Here is a 21,216-nt window from a genome sequence, read left to right on the forward strand (position 1 = left end):
GCCAATGCGATTATCATTCAACCAATTGTAGAAGAAGTGTCCGACAAGACCCCTACCGAAATGACTGAAAAGTGTCCTACCAAGAAAACAAATACTATTTCTTTAAAACAAAATATAAAAGATATACATATACGTAAAGAGGACGATATTCAATCTCATGTAAATGATAAAGATTTCATCGATTACCGTGTACCGCAATCTATGCGTATGAAATTACAAACTGCTTTTGGCCCTAAAATAATTAATGAATCATTCCAAAATGCCAGAAACATTGCGAAGAAAGCTGCTAAGAAATTTAATTTACTAGCGGATACCGATGTATTTCACAACCTTCTTGCGAATGCTTCTTCTGTCCTGTTCTCTAAAACACAGAAATTTGAGCATAACGGTACTTTGATGAAAAATCCGATTGGTTATTTTACACGCACGTTCAAAAAGATGGTCTATGATTACATCGATAGCTTTAGAGAGAAGCATATTCTTGAAAAACGTAAGACAACTGTATGCACTGATGGTGGTATATTTTATAATTGGCTAGAAGAAGACCGTTCCACCGTATCCTCCACAAATCCAATAAGCAAGTCGCTTCTATCAGGTATATTTGATAAAATATCTGCAGAAGAAGCTGATGAGATGGGGTTATATTAAAGATGTCTGTGGTGTTATAGTTTTGTATTACTTTCGTAGCAATTAGAAGCGTAAATGTGGAAGGTGCTTAGTATCGCAATTATAACTAAACTAACTTTAATTGAATTAAAACTTCTGTGATGGTTAGCCCCGTCAATTTCGCGATTTCTTCTGGGGAATATCCTTGCGTTGTATACATTTTTCCAATTATGAATGCTGCTTTTTGAGGATTACTGTGATTTTGACGAGCTATAGCTTTTTTCATTGTATGCTCTCCCATTTTGTTTTAATTATAGTATGTGTATTTTTTGGGAATTCATACTTTTACAGAGCTTGTGGGAAATAAAACTCTTGACTACAGCAATTTTAATTATCCCAAATTGGGATGCATTTTTACAAGTCTTACTACATGAAAAAAAAAGAGGGGATTCTTGTTAGGAACCTTCCCTCCGATTAGATAATATCTACACGAGTTGCAACCACTAAAAAATAGCAACCAAGGTAATGGCACCTCTAAAAGCAGACGTGGTTTTTGTATAACGCGTGGCAATGCCACGATTCAAAAAGGCATTCTCAACAAGATGTCGCAGTTTGTAAAGATGTTTATCATACTCACGTTGTTTTTTTCTATTTTTTCTAGGTGGAATAACAGGATTCATTCCTTGTTTTTTGGCAAAGCGAACAATTTCATCAGAATCATAACCTTTATCAGCTATAAGATGTTCTGCCTTCAATCCTGTAATCAAATGGACAACTTCTGTAAAAGCAGATACTTGACCACCAGTAATCATGAATTTTATTGGGTTTCTTGACTTCTACAACTAGATGAGTCTTCGTGTTTAGCCCCCTTTTGTGCGTCCCATGTCTTGATTTCCACCAACGGCTCCTGCCGCGTGTGGATGTACTTTACAATGAGAACCATCAATCATTAACCATTCATAATCTGATTCGTCTATTAGCTCCGTAAGGAGCTTATCTCAAATACCTTTATGCACCATGGATTATAGCGATGGTATATAGTGTTAAATTTCCCGTATCTGTTCGGTAGATCTCGTCATGGAGAACCTGTACGAATAATCCACAAACAGGCATTAACCAATAGACGATTATCGTTGGCGTTACAACCTCCCCATTCTCCAAGCAGCTGGGTAATTAATGGTTCTAACTTATTCCAATTCTCATCTGTTAAATCATGTCTGTTATATGGATTACTCATAGCTAATTCATCTCCAATATGTTTTTGATTATATTTTAACAGATGTTATACCTTTGTGTAGACAATATCTAAAAACTATTTCTATGGTAGGGTTACCTCATACTCAAACCATTTAGAGAGAGGTATTTTCTATGACGCTACGAACTTACAAATGAACAATGGGAATAAATAAAAGATTTTTTCCCACCGTATTCTACTGGTCGTCCGCCTAAAAGAAGTAATCGTCAACTGTTCAATGCTATTTTATGGATAGCTGCGTGATTTGCCGGACCATTACGGCTTATGGAAAACCGTGTATGCTCGCTTCTGTAAATGGCGTGATGAAGGTGTCTTACTGACTATTTTTCAAGAATTAAATGCTGATCCGGATTTTGAAAATCTCAGCATAGATTCAACCAGTATCAAAGCGCATCAGCATAGTGCGGGTGCAAAGAAAAGGCCATAAACCATGAGTTGCATCAACATATTGGCACGAGTCGCGGTGGAAAAACCACCAAAATCCATACAATTGTGGATGGTTTAGGCAACCCCATTTTGTTTCATTTGACTGGTGGAAATATTTTTGATAGTACTCCCGTTTGCGAACTGTTGGATAACATTTCAATTAAAGACAGTAACATCCTTGGTGACAAGGCTTATGGCTCTCGAACAATTCGTGAATATATTACCAATCAAGAAGCAACCTATACAATTCCGCCCAAATCAAATGCGAAAACTCCTTGGAATGTTGATTGGTATTTGTATAAAGAACGCCATGTAGTAGAATGTTTTTTTAATAAAATCAAGCATTTGTTTATGTCGCTGCTATTTTTCGATTGACGCAATGAACAATAGTTTTTAGACACACCCTAATACATTTCAACTAGCACCACAGATTACTTATCAATAAATATACTTGTGGTGAGTTAATGATACAAAACGAAAAAATGCCTGGCTTTTCTCACCAGGCATGCTCACTATATTAATCAATTTTTTGAAATACACACTCAATGCATTTTATTAACAACTACGCCTCATTTAACTGTTTGGTTTTCCCGAACATTTTAAAGAGAATTATAAATCTCATATAGCTCTAAATATTTTATCATCAAATCCTCTTTTTTCTTCAGTGTATTCTCAAATATTCTCTCTATATCCTGTAATTCAGCTGTTGAGCGCTTCTTTATACCATCCCGTTTCAATTCCGTGATTTTCTTTTTTATACTGTTGGTAATTCGAGTTACTTCCTCCTGATTATTAGCGTCCATTTTTAGTTTTTCTTTTAGCTTTTCCCTCAGTTCTGAAATTTTCTTCTCATCAAGATTCATAAAACCCGTTTTCTGTAATACATATACCGCACTAAAAGTTCTGTGCGAATCAAATACACTCGCCGATTTCTCTTCCATACTTCTCTCGCTTTGTACATATAGCTCTTCAGGACTTTTTCCTGATTGGATTTCCTTCGCCACCTCTACTATTTTTTCTTTAACCCCTCGACTAGTCACACCACCCAACGCCTTTTGAATCTTCTCTATTTTTTCTGATTCCATTCCAGGCAATTCTTCTTTAATTAATAACTCATCTCGAATCTTTTCTATATCCGCTGAAAATTCACTGCTCTCTGGGTCAAGCTTATCTCTTTCATCTAAAAGCTGCTTCCTTTGCATATCACTTATATTTGCATACTCTAAATCGACCCTTAATTCCTGTTTCTGTATATAAGGTGCCATCGCTCTATCAATTTTTTCTAATTCTTTTTCTCTTTCTCCCATTTCTGTTTTATCCTCTATCTTCGTACTATTCATTTTATCCTGGAATTCCTTCAAACTATTTTTGAAGTCCACCACTTTATTTTTAAAACCCTCGTCCTGCGAATTACTTGCTTTTTCAAGCAGATACTGATAGATATCATAAATTCTCATTTTAGGAAGGACACTTTTTTCTATTGCCTCAAGATCTTTAAGTACCTCATTTTTTTCTTTTTTTCCTTCTCCAAAATCTTTTACTACCGTCTCAGCTTTTTTTAAGAGTTCAACGTACTCTGCCGGCGTTACTGCCATTTTCCATTCCCTAAGCATCTTATTTTTTTTACTGTTCACTTGTAATTTGTCTTCCTTCTTTGCTTTTTCTTTTTTGTCTGCTGCTAGCTCTTCTTCCGCAACCCTCTTTTGTTCTTCTGAAAAAATCTCTTTATTATCTTCTATAAGAGCCTTATCATCTTTAATCTTCTTCTCTGCCTCTTTGATTTCCTCTTCAATTTTTTCCTCTTCTTTACTTCCTTCTTCACCTTTCTCTACTATTTTTTTATTTCTCTCTTTCCAATCATCAAGATTTTTTTTAATCTCTTCAAGTGAATGAAATGACATTGTTTTCCTTATGTGATCAAGTTTATCTAACTCTTTCATTATTTTCTCTTTTTCTTCTACAGATAGATGGCTGCTGGTCTTATCAACTATTTCTTCATAAAGTTTTGTTATATCCTTAATCATTTGATTCTTTTTTTCTGTCTCACTTTTTGCTTCTTTTTTCTTTTTCTCTTCTTCTTTCTTTTTATCTTCTGTCTTTTTATCATGTGGCGTTTCAACTCCTGGCGCCGCATGAGCCGTTAACGGACTTACCACAATCGGCGCTCCAATCAAACCAATTAACGCCGCTGTCGTCAATACTTTCGGTATAAATTTTTTCATGTTATTTTATCCTCTCTTTATATGATTTTTAAAAGACAGTAACTACTCATTCAAAGTCATTTTAATGCTATGACTCTCGTTACATGAGTAGTTACTATGCAAATTTGTACATACTCTCTATCTTCCAACTTTAATATCCTAAATTATATGCCCTATTTCCATTCAGAAAGAGGATGCGGATTATGGAGTTCAAACCCACCACTCTTATTTTCACCCCAAAATTTAGTAGAATTCCCTTTTTCATTGAATAGGACAAATTTATTATCTATTATTTGAATCGATTTCCCCACATAAAGCGAACCATCCTTATTAAAGTAAATAATATTTCCCTTCTGCTACTTCTGTGACAGACTCATTATTCATTGAAATACGATCTCCATTTTTATCTGGAACGGCGTTTAGTAACTCTTCTAGTATTTTCTTTTCATCTATTTTGAAGTCTATCCCATGTGGAATCAGATCGGCATTAAATAAAGCTTGATATATTGCCAATTTATCAAGCTTCTCCTCAGTTCCTAAAAGTTTTTCTTGAGAGATGCTATGATCTTTAAACTTTTCATAAGCACCTGGTTTTATATCCAGTAGAAGCACATTTTCCACAATATTGATTTGACTCGGTGAGAGTTTTTCTTTAGCTTTTTCAGTACTTAAATACTTAATTACTTCTAGTTTTATCTTATCACTTTTTACCGCGTCTTCCGCTAGCTGCACACCGGCACTAAGTACGTCATCCTTATTATCTGTTATATACTTCTCTTTCTTTTTAATTCTTTTCTCAATTTCTCTCTCGGCTTTCCCTCTTTCTTCACCTTTCTCTGTTTTTTCCTTCTTCTTTCTCTTTTATAAGATCTTCAATCTCCTTTAATTTTACATCTATACCTTGTAATTTTTCGAAATTTTCATTTTCCGTTTCTAACTTCGTTACTTTTCCCAAAATTTCATGATATTCTTGTGGTGGTAATTTCAAATTTTCTAACTTTTTATACGCTTCATCAAAACGTTTCTTAACTTCTTCTTTCTTTTCTTCTTTTTTTTCTGTTTGTGCATGAACCATTAATGGGCTCACAACAGGTACTGCCGACATACTTACTACTGCCGCGGTCGTCAGTACTTTGGGTATAAATTTGTTCATGTTATTTTTTCCTCTCTTTATATAATTTGAAATATTTACAAATCTAGTAAAGGCTCAATATATCTCATGTCCTTCATTTACGAATTGAATACACTGAGCCTTTATCACCTTATTTACTATAACGTACCTATTCTAAAAGTCAGTCTTTCGTCCAACTTTTTAACACTTGAATTTCTTGTCCACCATCTGTTACTGCCCAAACCTCTATTAAAGAATTTGGTGCAGCGTGATCAAACGGAATTTCTATTCTCCCATTTTTTTCAACAGTATCTCTGTCGTAACCGAGTATTAAAGGGCCGTTATTGACACAAATTTTATATTTCTTGATTTTTTGTAAAATTGCAGGTGGTATTTGTTTAAATACTATCCCCCTAAAATCTTCACCTCCACCTTTCCACGAATCCAATTGATGTCCATCCTTTATCGCTTTTTCTTCTATCTCTGTAACCCTCGTTACTTTTGGAATTTCTAATTTATCTGGTGAATATTGAGGTCCCATTTGATTATCCTTTGGTTGAAAGAAAAAGTTAAGACTCCCATCTTCATTAGTATAACAAAGGTTTCCATCCACGTTGAACGGCCCTTTTTTTACCTTCCCATCTCCATCAAAGTAATACTTTTTACCCTCAATCTCTTTCCAACCACCTGTTATCAGAGAACCATCTTCGTTAAAATATGATTTTGTCTGATCACTATTCCAGGTTAACCAACCTATATGCATTGTACCGTCTTCATTAAAGTAATACTGTTTCCCATTTTCATGCAACGTCCATTGATGCATAAAACCATCTTTGTCAAAGTAATATTTTTTCCCTTCAATCTCTTTCCATCCTTTTACCTTAGAGCCATTTTCATGATAGTAAACCTTTTTACCATCAACAGTGCCCCATCCCATTTGTTTTTTTAGTTTTTCTTTTTCACCCACTGAAAGGGTATTTAATTCTGTCAATCTGACATTATCAAAACATACTTTATCATTATAAGCTTGCATCCCTATTTCAACGTCTTGTGGTTTTTCTCCCGTTGTAAACGACCACTCTGCATATTGATACTTATTATTTAAATCTAATGAATTACTCTCATCATATCCCGCAATAAACTGCACCTGGCCTTTCTCACCTGTTGTTTTTACATATGCTCCCATCGTGTAAGTTGTATATGGTTTTAGGCCTTTAATTGTTGTCGTTCCTCTTACACCTGGTGTGACTCTTCCAGCATTTCCATTTACACCAGTACCTTGATCGATATCTGTATTTTTCCATTCCTGATGGATTTGATCAAAATCATCATAAAATACAGGTTTTTTCAAAACAATTGTCATCCCACGTTTCAGTTTCATGTTGTACACTTTTTTCTCTTTTTCATCTTTTTGTTTTTCTAACTGCTTTTGAATCTCTGCCGCTGTATCCATTCCTGGGGTCTTTTCTGTCCCTTTCCCATACATAATGGAAATCGCATTCTCATCCAATAGTATTTTCTTACCATTCTTATCTGTGTAATATAAGTGACCGTCTTTATCCATTTTGGCATTAAATGCTTTTTGAATCGCTTGTCCAATTGTTAAGGTAGGTGCTCCATCCTCTGGATTCTCAAAATCTCTTGCCGCTACTCGGCGATCTAAAATTTGATCTCCTGTATCCAGAATAATATTCGCAGTTTTATTCAAAACACCCTCATAATAGTTGCTCCAAGACTCTGATGAATCCGATGATTCCTTATGTCCTGCAGAAGTTTTCCGATTAATTTTCCCATCCACTTGCTCTGTACGTAATATAAATGGTTTTTCGCCCTTTTCAATTATATTTAATTGGTCCTTATTGAGCGTAAAGTGCCCGGAACCAAAATCATCCATTTTATTTAATGCAATGGGACCATACTGTTTCCCTGGTGCTAACACATTGGCAATATGATTCTCTTTCGCTGTTACCGTCGCAATTGCCATATCACCTAATGCAAAACTAATTGTCGGCTTGACCTGCATCATAGGTGCTGTCCCTACATTATAATAGCGAATATTCGTATTTACCGCTGCAGAATCTAATGTACTCCAACTTGAACCTGAACTGTGGGAATCTCCTGCATCTTTCCCTGTCGATGTAGAATGTGTAGATGCTTGGCTATACCCACCAGATATTTCAAATGTACCAGACGCTTTCCCCCACTCAAATAGACCGATTTTCGCTTCAACAGTTGCAGAAATCTTTCCATCCAAATGCCATGTTCCTGTTTTCGAATCCGATTCAGACGTATGCTTTGTCTCTGACTTAGACTCATCTGCATGCCCATTGATAATAGGCGTAATCATATAATCCGTCATATCGACAGAAATAACAGGTACCGCTGCCACAAGTGGATCGTGCGCTTCCACTGCAACAGCCTCATCAATATTGCCCGTCACTTTATCTACATCTGAATAAGGATCTCCAGTCGTACTTACCTCATACGGATTCGATACATATTTTTTGAAGCCCATGATTTCCCATCGTTTAGCCTGTTCTTCATCTGTTGGCCACGGTACAATCTGATGTCCTTTTGATGTATAACCCTTTCGTGCCCACTCATCCGGGATACCCTTATGACCTGTATCTGTTAGATCTTCTTTATCTGCATCTGCGCTTTTCTTCACACGTTTCGGCCCATTTTGTTGCTTTGTTTTCTCCGTGCTTTTTGATTGTAATAAATTCTCCTGCGGAATCACTACTTTTGTGCCACCATCTTTTGACCAAGACAGTTGTAAATCTAACAGCGTATCTCCTTGACCTGGCTGCGGATTTGTATACTTCATTTGCAGAACGTATGTTTTTCCTTTTTCTAATTTCACAGATTGTTTCATATCTTCTTGTTTGATAAGGTCTTTTCCGTCTACCTGCAATTGAACATGTTGATTATCAGACGTTGAGAATGTGTATTCCCCGCTCTCTGTTGGTTCAATTAGGCCTTTCCATACTGCAGATTGAATCTGTTGGTTTTGCTCCGGAAGTAGATCTGATATCCCCTCTTTTTTAAGCTGGATATTCCCATCCTGAACACGTGACATCATAACAAGCTCTTTACAATCCGCATCTTTATAGTAATACCCTACTAAACCATGTCCTGGCATGCTTTTTGTTCCTTCTTGTTTCACACCTGCCTCATTTTGCGTTGGCTGGTTTGTTGCCGCAAATGCCGTTGTTGTACCTGTACTTACGACCAACTGACTCATTAAAGCTGTTGTCGCTAAACATTTCCACACTTTATTTAACTTCATCCTGTATTTCCTCCCTGTTTATCTTATATTTTTAAGCTCTATCTTGCTGCACATTCTAGTTGTTTGTACCACCATACGAGACCCTTCAACGAATAGAACACGGAACAGATATACAAATAAGACAATCCTTATATACAACGAAAACAATCATAATCTGAACGTAATGATATGCCTCTTTAGCTGCCCTATACGGTATTGTCTTTTATTTTTTATCGTATTCGAAAACCATATTCTATCCGTTATATCTCTATGGTTGTATTCTCCAATAAACCAAGTAAACTTTATAAGTTTTTTCTGTTCCTTGTCGTCAATCTAGTATATCAATTTATATTTCAAATGACTACATGTAATAACTCGCAAATCATCATATTTTTTCCAGATGATTTGTATCCAAAACAGTATGATTGAAGTGTTGCCCAATAAAACCAAACATACCGTTTATTATTATATTTCCATCATGTAATATTTATGTCGTGATGCATAACGTAAGAAGTTTTTCATTTAGGGGCATACAAAACAAACATAGTTCGCGTATGTTCTCAGGGGTTACAAAAGGTTGATTTCTTCCTTTCTAGCGTAGATACGCCAGAAAGCGGTACGTAAAGTGTTCCACAAACGAAATTACTTTATACACTTGTATATACGATTACTTTCTTATGTAATACTGTTTATCAACCAGATTTTCCAGAAACATCACTACATCGCTCTCTCATAAAAAATATGGCTATCCTTTCATTCACACAAAGGATCAGCCATATCACAAGTCATCACACAAAATGTGGCCATTATCTATCGAAAAGGTAACATCGTTTTTAACTGATCTGTTTTCGTATCTACAACTGATATAACTCCCGTATTTCCATTCACAAGGTACAATTTATCGTGAATCACATTCATTTGTACCGGAGTAGCCGGTAACGACGCTGCCTGGGCATAGGCTGGGTAAGAACCATAATCTTGTCTTGTCAAAAAGAATAAAATCAATATAATCAGTAAAATCCCCCAAAAAAACCAAGATTGACTTTGCCACTCCTCTTCTCTTCTATTATTCACTTGATTTGGCTGTTGCTGAATTGTAATATTCGTATTCGTTTCCATTTTCCCCCTCCTTTTCATGTAACCCTCAAAGAGGACTCCAACTTATAAACATCCTCTTCGCCTGTTATTCATTTTATGAACAGATAGCAACACATGCTACTTAGGCATCTTCTAATTTGTTTTTTCAGAATTTTTATATATTGTTTCATACAAAATGAAAGTAGTGCATGATATAATATAAAAGATTACCTTTTAGCTGTTTGTGTATATAATATAAATCCCCCGGACATACTAATTTTACATCTTCTTTTTAGGATTTCCCGAGGTCCATTGTAAAGAAGCGGAGTAAAAACGCCAGTACTCCACTCACAACGCGCATGATACACAAAAAGGGACTCTATTTAATAGCAGTCCCTTCTGTAATGTAGTGCAAATGATTATTTGGACATGTACAAATATGATTGTTTAAGAATGTACATTTTTTCTTTTTTTAGTTTATTACAACTTTGTATGGAGTGATAGTTACGCCCATAAAGGCTCCATGTCAAGTTGTAATAACATTCCAAATAATGGTATGTGCGCATCTTTATATAAGTGAAAATTCACATATTTATAATGTTTGAAATATCCACAGCTAAAGCATTCGGTTTTAAAAGTTACTCGCTTCCATTACTCTCCACCTTCCTCTAAAGAAGTGAGTTTTCAGCGTTCATGGTTTACATTCTCTTGAAAACGACGTAATACTAGTACAAAATGAACAGCCCGTCACATCGTTCTCTCCCTCTGGACAAACATCCAATCCCATTTCGATTTTATCCTAAGGCGTTTGTAAAAATTGAACATCAGCTAACCACTAGTATACTATCCAGAGCTACATAAATGTAGAATACTTATGAAGAAGTATATTTGGAAAAGTAGAGGGCACTGACAAAGTACATCTACAAAAAAATCCAACCACCTACTATATGTAGGCGATTAGCTCTTTTCCCTTTCTATATTTTCTCCAAACAATCAATTTTTCAGTACATGCTGCCGTAAACACATACACAACGGTTATTTCTTTACTGGAGAAGTATTTTTATTCTCCCTCATCTTTAAAAGCATACTTTCAGGAATCACCACATATATTAGTCACATGCTCCACGATTCATTAATGTCCTCGCATACGATACATTCACCCTGTAGACCACCTTCTCCTTTGTGAAGGTGGTCTCAGGCTTTTATATAACTATAACATGCACTTTACTCACCGTCATACACAATATTTTCTCTTTTTAAATTATGCTTGCTCCTTATTCAATTCATACATACAAGCGAAAACATCCTTCATATTCAGTACATTATTTTTTTATTCCATTAATTGCACTTAACAGTTTTGACATTTTTTCAAACTTCAAATCGTACCCCGTGATATCCTCCGTCTTTCCTGACAATTCAGACATCATTCTATCATATTCCTTTTGATAGTAATCACGGTTCAATTGGTTGTCAATGTTCTTTATTTTTTTCATCAGCATATCTTGAACCTCTTCCAAACGTTTCTTTAAATTCCCTGATGGATTAGACATCCTATCTGCCCCATCAAAAAAGCCTGCCTGACTCAAAGTAAAAAGAAGACGGCTGTCCTTTGCCTACTTTTTTGTATATCCAAGTGCCTGTTTTTTCTCAAGATCGTTCTCAAACTCAACATCAAGCTCACCCCCAAGCTCTTTTTTAAGCTCTAATTCACTGTCATTATCCTCTGAAAATATAAGACTTTTTGGACTTTTCAATTCTTTTTTACTTAGTCCTTGTTCATTAAGACCTCTTACTTTCTGAACAATTCTCATTACTTCTTTTATATCATTTCCTTCTTTTACAACTTTAGTTACAGCATCTTTTTGTTCATTCGTAATTTGTCTATCAACATCTTGTTCATTCAGTCCCATTCTAGCTACAAAACCACCGTATGCCTTTATATCTTCCACCTTCGTATCGAAATCCCGGTCTTCAACACTAAGTTTTGATATATAAGTCCTCTTTAAAAATTCACCATGCTAAATTCATTTGGATGTAAGTCCTAACGATTTATTGGATGTTTTAAACATCATATGGTGATGTCGAAAATATAAGTGGGACTTATATAGCTCTTCGATTAATGCTATCTTAGTAATTTGAGGTGAAATCGTGTCTTCGATCTCCTTTATAGCCCTCTTCCGGTATGCCTCAGCCTTCTCCTCTTCTTTTTATAAGCTCGTTTAGTTCCTGCTCCCACTCCTTCACCTTGTCCTGTAAATCAGGATTCTCCTTGGCTGTATTAATATCTGCTTTAAGACCACCTATTTTTTGTTCCAACAATTCCTTTTCAGATTTTGGTGTAAAATCCTTTTTTAATCGCTCAGAATTTTTCATCCATCTTTTAAATCCGATTTTACCTATCAAAGATCCCAATTCCGATTGGTCCGGTATTAGCTTCATATACTCCATATATTGTGAGGCGAGCTTAGTAGCTTTTTTCTCAAATTTGTTTTTTTCTTCTGCTGTTAAATTTAAATCCATAGGCGTTTGCGTTTTGAATTCTTGAATTTTTATATTACGTTCTTTAAAAGAATCTGGAATATTTTTTAATTCTGCGACTTCTTTTTGTAATTTCTGTGCATCTATTTTTAAATCTATACCATTTGGAATCTTACCTTTATTAAATAAAGCTTGATATATTGCCATTTTATCCATTTCCCCCTCAATGTCTTCACGTTCTTTTGGAGAAATGTTCTTATCTGCAAGTTTAGCTTGAGACCTCTCATAGTCCCCTGGTTTTATACTACCCTTTAGGGACATCACAATATCTATTTGACTGTCCGAAAGTTCTCCTTTATTTTTTAAAGTTACAGTTAATTGAACTTTTTTTAGCATTGTCCTTGCATCTTCTATCTTATCCTTTTTAAGAAACTCTTCAATTTTCCATAAATCCGGTAAAATTTTTTCACTATAATACTTTGCATTTAGGGTTTCAAATTCACCCAAATCCTTTATTTCTTTCTCGATTTCTGTTTTACTTTCTTTTTTACCCTCCTTCTCCTCATTTGGTTTCTCATTTGGTTTCTCATGTTGCTCTCCAGCCGCATGAGCCGTTAACGGACTTCCCACAATCGGCGCCCCAATCAAACCAATTAGCGCTGCTGTCGTCAAAACTTTCGGTATAAATTTTTTCATGTTCTTCTCTCCTCATATTATATATTTTGGTGTTATATACGTTTTACTTCTTTTTTTCTATTACAACTGTACTCTACAGAAACCTTTTAAGTTTATATAGTTCCTAGATGAATAACATCACTGTAACAAACTTTTCCGTATCACACTACTAACAATATTCGCCAATTTATGTTCGCGTCTAGCATTGTCTACTTGAGTTAGATAAAGGGGGGCTTCACTATTTTTTATAAATTCAAACAATTCCTTTTACACATCCATACTTTCTAAATATCTATTCAATTTGATGTGTATACAGAAATAATTTTAAGCTCCTCCACCACACGCCTACCTTGTAAGATACAAGTACGTGATTTGGTTGGGATTTTCCAAACATCAATTTTTTTCTATTAATTTATGATTTTTCCAATCAATCTTATATTGATTGGTAGAATGAACTTGGTATTGTTCCTTGAAGTTTGTTCCCATCCAGCAACCAATCACGCCCCAACCATGCCTATTTCCATACCCACCATACCAATCCATCCAATAGTTATCAGATGTCCGCTCATATTTTACTTTCACCTCAGATACATTTTCATCTTTCTCTGCTGTGATAACCGCAATCATACCGGGAGAAAAGCTGTACGATGCAAGAGATGGCATTTGATCACTTGATATAAAATTATCCTTCGCGTAATCAGACCCGTTACGTGACTTCATAAATAATTGATTCCCATTGTATAGATGTTCATCAGAATCTTGGGTATACGGACCATATCCTTGGTTCATAGCTGATACAAAAGGAACTCTCCATTGCACCTTTTTATCTGTGTCCACATCCAATATGGTTTTATAATCAGCCTGATTATAGGAGGCCGATGTGGACCATGTAGCGCCTCCGGTAATTTTCCCACTCGGCGTTTCAGATGCTGTCACATCACCACCTACATTATATCCAACAGTCGAAGTTACACTTTTACTATCAATTGTGTTTACTGGAGCTACCTTGTAAAATTTCGCTTTTCCATCTATCATTTCAAAAGATACATGGTACGAGGATGCCCATTGCAAAATGGCACTCTTATACCCAGCCTCAGAACCATCTTCCCCTTTTTTTGGAATAACCTTCTTCCCTGCCGCAATATTGCTTCCTTCTGTACTCAAAACAGCAATTTGCTTATCACTATTGGGATCATCAATAAATGAAATATGCAAAGACGTTTTGATTTGTGACGCCTCATCCTGAATCGTAGATAAGCTATTATAGATTTTTGCATTCTTTCCAATATCCACTGTATCTAAGCGACTCGAATCCGCATGAGCAGCATTAACTGATACCATTGAACATACATTGACGACTACAGCTGTTGCCATTACCTTCATTATCGTTTGCTTCGGATTCATATCCGCTCCACTCCTCTTTTTTTCACTCAAGTGCCATACCACACACGCCTTGCCCCCTTTACCTAACTCAAATAGACACCCTTGTTATCTCCCAATTAATAAGGTTGATCACATATAGGATGAGGCCATCGCATGTATAAAGTTTATTCTGTTGTGAAATATTCCCTCTCACAATGCAGACATATGACTCTATACAATGTGTAATTTTAGCATATTCGAAAATCTATATTTACGCAATAAAAACACGAATTAAAAATCAGACTTTTCAGAACATAAAATAATAAATAAACACTATATTTGGATGACATTCCCTGTATAAATGAACAAAAAAACATGTTATGATAAAAAACTAAATAAACCATTGTAGTTATACTAGTTTATTACATAGGAAATTCTATAGAAAGAGGGAAACAATATGAATACATCTAAAGCAATTCTTACAGCCTGTGCATTAACAGGTATGCTCGGGACATCGTCACTCATCCCTTCCCAAACATTCGCAGCAGAAGAACAAGTAGAACAAGACAGAGTAACACAACGTGGTTGGAAGGAAATTGATGGGAAGAAATATTATTTTGATGAAGATGGGTCCACACATAAATGGACTTTGCAAGAGAATGATAAACAATACTACTTTAATGAAGATGGTACGATGCATACAGGATGGCTACAATGGAATAGTGACCGGACATGGTCTTATTTCAATAAAGATGGTGTAATGGCAAAAGGACTAACCAAAATCGACGGTAAAACGTATTATTTTGATGAAGATGGAATCAAATACAAAGGATGGAAAAAAACAGATGGTAAATACCATTACTTTGATGGCAATGACGGTGTAATGGCCGAGGCCAAAGTGAAGTGGTTAAACAATCAAAAACACGAATTTGACCTTGATGGAAACGCTTTTACCGGATGGCAAACATTTAAAAGAGATGGTAGCGATAAAGAGAAAACGGTTTATTATAATGAATACGGTGTTTTACAAACAGGCTGGCACATCATTGATGGAAAAAACTATTATTTGGAGGGTGGCAAACGATTACAAGATGAAGCAAGGGTATTAGACAATCAAAAACACGAATTTGGTCCTGATGGAGCCGCTTTTACTGGGTGGCAGACATTCAAAAGAGACGGTAGCGATAAAGAATTTACGATTTATTATAATGAATATGGTGTAGTACAAAAAGGAAAACAACATATCGATGGACAAGATTATGATTTTGGTGAGGATGGCGAACTTATTTCGTAAAAAAACTCTACTCCTCTACATACCTTTCCATATCTATATGATTTAGAAAATTATACGAACAAGCACCTTGTTTATGTTTAGGTGCTTGTTCTGATTCATGCTTTTTATCACTCCATTAATGATGATCGCCTTCAGACATCTTGTGATTATATTCAGTGGATTGCTTGACTTCTACCGCATTCACCAGACCTAGAGTCAGCACTGAAATGACCATTACTCCGATTAAACTACCCCACATCCGCTTCATTTTAACCCCTCCCTTTCCCATGCTTTTTTCCTTGCACATGTGCTGAGATAAAAATATTTACTCGCTTTTTCATATTCATCCTCTTTGTAAAATCTAATCGCTAAATATTCGTAATTTTCTTGCGCATTATCGTACAGTTCTTCTCGCTCAAAATAATGATTTCCTGCCAACACAACTTGTTCCAACTGATTCGCCGATGCTTGATTGTTCATTTCTTTTAAAATTCGATTTCTATGTTGATACTCTTCTTGTCCCAATTCACTACTAATTTGCAGCCCCCGCTCTATCAAACCTTCAGCCAGTTCATACTCTTCCAACTTAAAATGCTCCTTTGCCTTTACATACATAGCCTTATAATGATTAGGTGACTGCTTTACTACTTCTGAAAGATAGCGAATAGCTAGGGTAGATAAATTTTGACTCGCGTACAACCAACCTAAATTATGTCGGACCATTAACATATAATAGTCTTCATCCATTTTTCTAAATTGATCCATTGCAGCCGTAAAATGTTCTTCAGCCAATCCCCATTCCTTTACATACACACAAGCTAATCCTAGAAGGTTTTCACAAAATGCAACATTTGTTTCATAGCCTCTATGCTGCTTATAAATCTCTTTCGCTCGCGTAACTTGTTTAATCGCTAAAAGAGTCTGCTGTACTTCAAAATGAAACGATCCATATTTATAGTAAAACTCCGCTTTTTCCATTTCATCAGGAATATGATGCAGCAGCGTCTCCGCTTTCTCAAAGTGCTCCCGAGCGTCTGTATAACTACCGATAACACTCATGTGCATCGCTTTAAAAAAATGATAGTAATACGCTAAGAATGCTTCTGGTGGTTTTTCAAACATCTCGATTTTATTGAAACTATCTTTTGATACACTCATATTATCTATGAGGTAATGATATCTAAAATCAAGAAGCGAATAATATAATAATAGATTTTGATCTTGTAATGACTCCTGTTCTTCACATTTCAATTGTTCAACCATACTATCAAGTTGTTCTTTGATTCGATGAGCTTTTGCGATATGCCTAGAACGAATTTCAACGTACCAGCTATTCAATACACGTGTAATTTCTTCATTCCTTACAGTTACTGACATATCTATCCCCCTTATCTACATGGTAAATACTATTACTTCAAGTCTAACAGAAGCTTACCTTTTCTATTTTTCTAAAATATAGTCAGAATAATCAGTCTATAAACCTGGCTAATTCATTCAGAAAATGTCTGTCATACCGCCCAAAACACCTCATAATGTAGTCTTTACGATTTAAAATAAGAAAATATGTGAACCCTCTTGCGGTTTAAGTACTACAGATTCCATCTCGCACCACACAGAAAATACATGTTTATTCCAAGCATATGAATAAGAATTTGTACAGTTATATAAAGCCTCTCCAGAAGAATCGATACACAATGGGGAAAAAGCACATATTGTGAATGTAAAAAAGCCTATACTCGTATACTGTATATCAAACAAAAGCCCGAAAAAGGGTTGACAAAGAGGTGAGATAAGGTGAATGAGCATGAGATTGGAGGAGGCATGGGCATGGATAGAATGGAACTGCAACAAGGTTTAGAACAACTTCAACAAAATGATTATATGCAGATTCAACATATAGATCTACAAGAACTGACCCTGCAAATGTTGCAACATATTGGTACACCAGATCGTTATATGAGAGAAATGCTACTCTATAAATGTTTTGCTTATATCATTCAAAAAGGGTTCCTGCCCATAGAGCATATAAAAGTATTAGCAACAACGTGTCTACACGATGATTTTTTATATTTGGATATTACGCAGCCAGGAACAGACAGTGTGTTTACACGCTCCTATACGGCATTATTAATGGCTCTTATCATACAATTTGACCATACACATGTTTCGTTATCAGATGAAATGTTATATAAAATAAAGGATGCTTTCATTCAATATATGAACGTAGAAACAGATTATCGAAGCTATATACCGGACAAGGGGTGGGCTCACGCCATCGCACATGGCGCAGACGCATTACATGCAATAGCATTACACCCTAAAATGATGGGACATTATGAAGAAGAAATCATCCATTGTTTAGTAAATAAAATTTTTATACATGATAACATTTATCATTATTATGAAGAAGAAAGGATAGCTACACCACTGTTGGCAATGATTCACCATGGATTTTCAAGTGATCGATTTATTTCCCTAGTGGATAAAAAAATACAACGTTTACCTCAAATTAAGAAAAAACTCTCGTTACCTGAATATTTCGCTTTATGCGCAAATGTAAAAAATTTCATCCGAACTTTATTTTTTAAAGTAAGGGAACATCCACAATATCATTCTTTTTTGTTACAGATAGAAAAAATAATAAAGGAATTTGCACAATATGATCAGTCAGTTTGAGAAGATATATTCTAGGTAAAAACGCTCCGTGACAATATAATCATCGAGTTAAGCCGCAAGCATATTGAAAATAAGTTGAAGCTCCTCTATTTATATGTAGTCATATATTGGAAATTATATAATCTCACCGATTCAAGCCATCCACCTTATTCTTTCAATTCTACTCTTACCAATAGCCCCCTTGTTTAACCTGGTCAAAACGCCTTGCAATGATAAGACATGTGCCTTTCGAACTTAGCAATTTGGACCCGACAATTTTGAACCTTCTACTCTAACTAGATCCGTTAAATCACTTATGTAAGTGCCTCCCTAGTTGTTATTACATGGTAAGGAATTATGTATTTCAATCCGCAAACTTATCAGGACAATCGCATGAAAAAATATTGAGCCGATGTTATATACGCGCTATTCTTAAGGAAAAGTGCAAGGATAGATGGCAACATGAAAAATTTTATGAAGACAATTCAAATTGAAGATCCGAGACAACAACATAAAGTAAAACATACGTTACAGGATGTAATTGGGCTTGTCCTGATTGCCACCCTTGCGGGTGCAGACACACTGGTCGATATCGAATTTTTTGGTGAATGCCATGCAGAGACATTAGCAAAATATCTTTCTTTTCCAAATGGTATGCCTCCTCATGATACGATTGGCCGTGTCTTACAATTAGTCGATCCAACATATCTTTATGAGCTGCAAACAAATTGGAATCAGTTTTTTATAAAAACCAATGATTCCACTATAAATAAAATCATCAATATTGATGGGAAAACAATGCGCGGTAATGCGTCAAAAGATCAAAAAGCAAATCATATTCTTTCCGCTTGGTCAAAAGCAAATGGAGTATGCTTTGGGCAAGTGACTGTCAATGACAAGTCAAATGAACTACTCTATGTCCTGAGTACAGGCTGTCAGTGGCGTGCTTTACCAAAAGATTATCCAAAATGGCAAAATGTTTATCGCTACTATGCAAAATGGAGCAAATCCACTGCCAATATCACAGATCGAAAAGGCGCACTCGAAATGTACGAACAATATCCTGAATTGAAAGAAACAATAGAAGCCATCCTTACGGATGGTGAATACACAGGGGAAAAGTTTCAAAAAGAAATTCAAAAGCTATTGAATGCTGAAGTACAAGTTGCCAAGCGGTCAGAATTGCATCAATTTCAAGCAATCCCTAAAAGATGGATCGTAGAGCGCTCATTTGCTTGATTAGAAAAATACAGACGATTGTTCAAAAATGTAGAGAGAAAACTAGAAACAAGTAAACAAATGGTTATCCTAGGATTTATCGCTATTTTAATAAAAAGGTGAGACTCTAAACAGGCTCTAAGTAACGCTTCTGTCCATTTGCTTTATAATTAAGAATGGATTTAGATAATAACTCTCCATAGGATTGATACAAATTATAGATGACCTCATTGATAGAGGTTTCCGCAAGTTTCAAGTACAAAACCTCTTGTTCTCTGTAGGTTCTGGATACCATTTCCGTGTTCACCACTACGTTTTTGTACGTATAGTCCCGGTATCCTTGCGAAGTGTCTCGAAAAAAAGAATCGGCTACCCATAACCCACCCTGATGAAATAAAATAAGCGCCTCGTTATGGTACACAAGATTGGAAACGACCTTGTGCCAAAACTCGAACGCACTTTCATTCTTATTTGGTGAAACATTCAGCTGATAATAATTGAAACTTTTTATGGTCTTACCATCTCGATACGTTTGAAACTCACACCCCACCAAACTACGTGCGATCAAATCAATTGCCGAATCGACATATAATCGTTTATAGGCTGTCTCCACTCGTAACCGCCGGTTAGATACCTCCACATCTACTGTTTCTCCATCTTTCTTAAAGAAATGACCGATGACATTCCAAAATCTCAACGTTCTCTCCTCCTTTAATATGTCCACACGCTCATTCCCTTCATATCCGCTGGATACTCTTCTAATTCACCATCAAAGTTTAAAGCATGTGTGAACGCAAAAAAGCCGTCCGTTTTTCGTTTGACAGCATCTATCTTTTTATATTCTTTTGAGCCATTCCCTAACTCATCGATATAAATATTCCCGCAATACCAACGCATAACAGGGTCATCATGAAACACAATCATATGGTTAATAAATAAGTGCTGAATCAAGGGATCCAGCATGGCATGCACATACTGTCCACGCCTCACAATCTGAACACGATCATGAAATCCAGCTTGTTCTAGTAATGGTTTTAAAATAACGGAACGAAACTTATCGATCGCAATGGATTTGATATCATATTCTGCTGCTTTCTCAAGAAACCAATTCACAACTCGCTCTGGTTTGATTTCTTTATCATACACAATCGTGAATAGACCCTTTTCCACTCCGATATCGATGATATCTGGATTAATATCTTGCATTTTGAGTGCACCATGCCAGATGAAGGTATGATGGATCCAATATCGTTTCCCGCCACATTTAAATAACAATCCTACGGAACAGAAGTCTCGTAATTCTGCAAAATCAACGCCTCCGACACACTCGTAGTGCTGTAAATCTGCGGGTAAAGGTTGATCTGTTGCTAGAATATCATCGTACGTTGCAATTTTATGCTGAGACAGCGCCCTTGGGATGTTCATGCGCTTCGTCATAAACTCTGTATGCATAGGGATAGAGGTTTGACAATCGTTCCATTCTTCCCGCATCGTTTCGAACAGTTCTTCATTATGGCGGATAGATGGATTCGCTTTTTCCCAATTCTTCAGGTCTTCCACTTCCTCGTCTGCATCAAGCTTACAAATAAAGGGGAACAACTTACTCTTTGT

General features: G+C 35.9%; 19 protein-coding genes and 1 pseudogene. 5 read left to right on the forward strand and 15 right to left on the reverse strand.

Going from position 1 to position 21,216, the window contains the following annotated elements:
- Positions 1-648, forward strand: a 648-nt coding sequence (locus ATL10_RS28640; RefSeq protein ID WP_110498023.1) for a cytosolic protein, incomplete at its 5' end; no start/stop codon positions are given.
- Positions 649-733: 85 nt separating this feature from the next.
- Here the strand turns inward: ATL10_RS28640 and ATL10_RS31455 are convergent.
- On the reverse strand, positions 734-892 hold the full coding sequence (locus tag ATL10_RS31455) for a hypothetical protein (protein ID WP_181419352.1): 159 nt from the start codon (positions 890-892) through the stop codon (positions 734-736).
- Positions 893-1,109: 217 nt separating this feature from the next.
- A pseudogene (locus ATL10_RS28645) lies at positions 1,110-1,843 on the reverse strand (IS5 family transposase).
- A gap of 453 nt (positions 1,844-2,296) precedes the next feature.
- Here ATL10_RS28645 and ATL10_RS28655 point away from each other — a divergent pair.
- Positions 2,297-2,662: a transposase gene (locus ATL10_RS28655; protein ID WP_181419353.1), complete on the forward strand. Its 366-nt coding sequence runs from the start codon at positions 2,297-2,299 to the stop codon at positions 2,660-2,662.
- Between the two features lie 224 nt (positions 2,663-2,886).
- Here ATL10_RS28655 and ATL10_RS28660 read toward each other — a convergent pair whose 3' ends face one another.
- The 9 genes from ATL10_RS28660 to ATL10_RS28700 all read right to left on the reverse strand — a co-directional run bounded on the left by ATL10_RS28660 (position 2,887) and on the right by ATL10_RS28700 (position 14,501).
- Positions 2,887-4,509, reverse strand: coding sequence for a hypothetical protein (locus tag ATL10_RS28660; RefSeq protein WP_110498029.1), 1,623 nt, complete (start codon positions 4,507-4,509; stop codon positions 2,887-2,889).
- Positions 4,510-4,818: 309 nt separating this feature from the next.
- Positions 4,819-5,220, reverse strand: a complete 402-nt coding sequence (locus ATL10_RS28665) for a hypothetical protein (RefSeq protein ID WP_110498031.1) — start codon at positions 5,218-5,220, stop codon at positions 4,819-4,821.
- A gap of 94 nt (positions 5,221-5,314) precedes the next feature.
- Positions 5,315-5,641 (reverse strand): hypothetical protein, encoded by a 327-nt coding sequence (locus tag ATL10_RS28670; protein WP_110498033.1) that lies wholly within the window; start codon positions 5,639-5,641, stop codon positions 5,315-5,317.
- Between the two features lie 139 nt (positions 5,642-5,780).
- Complete coding sequence (locus ATL10_RS28675) at positions 5,781-8,888, reverse strand: binary toxin-like calcium binding domain-containing protein (protein ID WP_110498035.1); 3,108 nt, start codon at positions 8,886-8,888, stop codon at positions 5,781-5,783.
- A gap of 789 nt (positions 8,889-9,677) precedes the next feature.
- The gene (locus ATL10_RS28680; RefSeq protein ID WP_110498037.1) at positions 9,678-9,986 is read right to left on the reverse strand and encodes a hypothetical protein; all 309 of its coding nucleotides are present in this window, start codon (positions 9,984-9,986) and stop codon (positions 9,678-9,680) included.
- Between the two features lie 1,280 nt (positions 9,987-11,266).
- Positions 11,267-11,494, reverse strand: coding sequence for a hypothetical protein (locus tag ATL10_RS28685; protein WP_110498039.1), 228 nt, complete (start codon positions 11,492-11,494; stop codon positions 11,267-11,269).
- Positions 11,495-11,557: 63 nt separating this feature from the next.
- Positions 11,558-11,893: a hypothetical protein gene (locus ATL10_RS28690; RefSeq protein WP_110498041.1), complete on the reverse strand. Its 336-nt coding sequence runs from the start codon at positions 11,891-11,893 to the stop codon at positions 11,558-11,560.
- 238 nt (positions 11,894-12,131) lie between these two features.
- Positions 12,132-13,118 (reverse strand): hypothetical protein, encoded by a 987-nt coding sequence (locus ATL10_RS28695; RefSeq protein WP_110498043.1) that lies wholly within the window; start codon positions 13,116-13,118, stop codon positions 12,132-12,134.
- Positions 13,119-13,490: 372 nt separating this feature from the next.
- On the reverse strand, positions 13,491-14,501 hold the full coding sequence (locus tag ATL10_RS28700) for a beta-channel forming cytolysin (RefSeq protein WP_110498054.1): 1,011 nt from the start codon (positions 14,499-14,501) through the stop codon (positions 13,491-13,493).
- Between the two features lie 415 nt (positions 14,502-14,916).
- On the opposite strand from ATL10_RS28700, the gene ATL10_RS28705 reads away from it, so the two are divergent.
- Entirely contained in the window at positions 14,917-15,753 is an 837-nt protein-coding gene (locus ATL10_RS28705; protein WP_110498046.1) for an N-acetylmuramoyl-L-alanine amidase family protein, read from the forward strand.
- A gap of 115 nt (positions 15,754-15,868) precedes the next feature.
- Here ATL10_RS28705 and ATL10_RS32055 read toward each other — a convergent pair whose 3' ends face one another.
- Together ATL10_RS32055 and ATL10_RS28710 are read right to left on the reverse strand one after the other, a co-directional pair.
- On the reverse strand, positions 15,869-16,000 hold the full coding sequence (locus ATL10_RS32055; RefSeq protein ID WP_258375825.1) for a hypothetical protein: 132 nt from the start codon (positions 15,998-16,000) through the stop codon (positions 15,869-15,871).
- Entirely contained in the window at positions 15,997-17,109 is a 1,113-nt protein-coding gene (locus tag ATL10_RS28710; protein WP_110498048.1) for a response regulator aspartate phosphatase, read from the reverse strand. Before ATL10_RS28710 ends, ATL10_RS32055 begins: the two co-directional genes overlap by 4 nt.
- Positions 17,110-17,559: 450 nt before the next feature.
- Between ATL10_RS28710 and ATL10_RS28715 the strand changes: the two genes are divergently transcribed.
- Both ATL10_RS28715 and ATL10_RS28720 read left to right on the forward strand, forming a co-directional pair.
- Entirely contained in the window at positions 17,560-18,408 is an 849-nt protein-coding gene (locus ATL10_RS28715) for a DUF2785 domain-containing protein (RefSeq protein WP_110498056.1), read from the forward strand.
- Positions 18,409-18,861: 453 nt separating this feature from the next.
- The gene (locus ATL10_RS28720; protein WP_181419354.1) at positions 18,862-19,626 is read left to right on the forward strand and encodes an ISAs1 family transposase; all 765 of its coding nucleotides are present in this window, start codon (positions 18,862-18,864) and stop codon (positions 19,624-19,626) included.
- Between the two features lie 106 nt (positions 19,627-19,732).
- Here the strand turns inward: ATL10_RS28720 and ATL10_RS28725 are convergent, their stop codons facing one another.
- A complete protein-coding gene (locus tag ATL10_RS28725; RefSeq protein ID WP_181419355.1) occupies positions 19,733-20,302 on the reverse strand; it encodes a phage portal protein in 570 nt (189 codons plus the stop codon).
- Between the two features lie 14 nt (positions 20,303-20,316).
- A partial coding sequence (locus ATL10_RS28730; protein WP_258375826.1) for a terminase TerL endonuclease subunit occupies positions 20,317-21,216 on the reverse strand: 900 nt, incomplete at its 5' end.

This window comes from Bacillus sp. 196mf (assembly GCF_003217275.1).
Lineage (GTDB): Bacteria > Bacillota > Bacilli > Bacillales > Bacillaceae_G > Bacillus_A > Bacillus_A thuringiensis_S.

Bases quoted from the DNA above. Each gene is read 5' to 3' on its own strand.
- ATL10_RS28720 (WP_181419354.1), top strand. From the start codon at position 18,862: ATGAAGACAATTCAAATTGAAGATCCGAGACAACAACATAAAGTAAAA.
- ATL10_RS28680 (WP_110498037.1), bottom strand. From the start codon at position 9,986: ATGGAAACGAATACGAATATTACAATTCAGCAACAGCCAAATCAAGTG.
- ATL10_RS32055 (WP_258375825.1), bottom strand. From the start codon at position 16,000: ATGAAGCGGATGTGGGGTAGTTTAATCGGAGTAATGGTCATTTCAGTG.
- ATL10_RS28670 (WP_110498033.1), bottom strand. From the start codon at position 5,641: ATGAACAAATTTATACCCAAAGTACTGACGACCGCGGCAGTAGTAAGT.
- ATL10_RS28695 (WP_110498043.1), bottom strand. From the start codon at position 13,118: ATGAAAAAATTTATACCGAAAGTTTTGACGACAGCAGCGCTAATTGGT.
- ATL10_RS28715 (WP_110498056.1), top strand. From the start codon at position 17,560: ATGGATAGAATGGAACTGCAACAAGGTTTAGAACAACTTCAACAAAAT.
- ATL10_RS28660 (WP_110498029.1), bottom strand. From the start codon at position 4,509: ATGAAAAAATTTATACCGAAAGTATTGACGACAGCGGCGTTAATTGGT.
- ATL10_RS28685 (WP_110498039.1), bottom strand. From the start codon at position 11,494: ATGTCTAATCCATCAGGGAATTTAAAGAAACGTTTGGAAGAGGTTCAA.
- ATL10_RS28710 (WP_110498048.1), bottom strand. From the start codon at position 17,109: ATGTCAGTAACTGTAAGGAATGAAGAAATTACACGTGTATTGAATAGC.
- ATL10_RS31455 (WP_181419352.1), bottom strand. From the start codon at position 892: ATGAAAAAAGCTATAGCTCGTCAAAATCACAGTAATCCTCAAAAAGCA.
- ATL10_RS28705 (WP_110498046.1), top strand. From the start codon at position 14,917: ATGAATACATCTAAAGCAATTCTTACAGCCTGTGCATTAACAGGTATG.
- ATL10_RS28700 (WP_110498054.1), bottom strand. From the start codon at position 14,501: ATGAATCCGAAGCAAACGATAATGAAGGTAATGGCAACAGCTGTAGTC.
- ATL10_RS28675 (WP_110498035.1), bottom strand. From the start codon at position 8,888: ATGAAGTTAAATAAAGTGTGGAAATGTTTAGCGACAACAGCTTTAATG.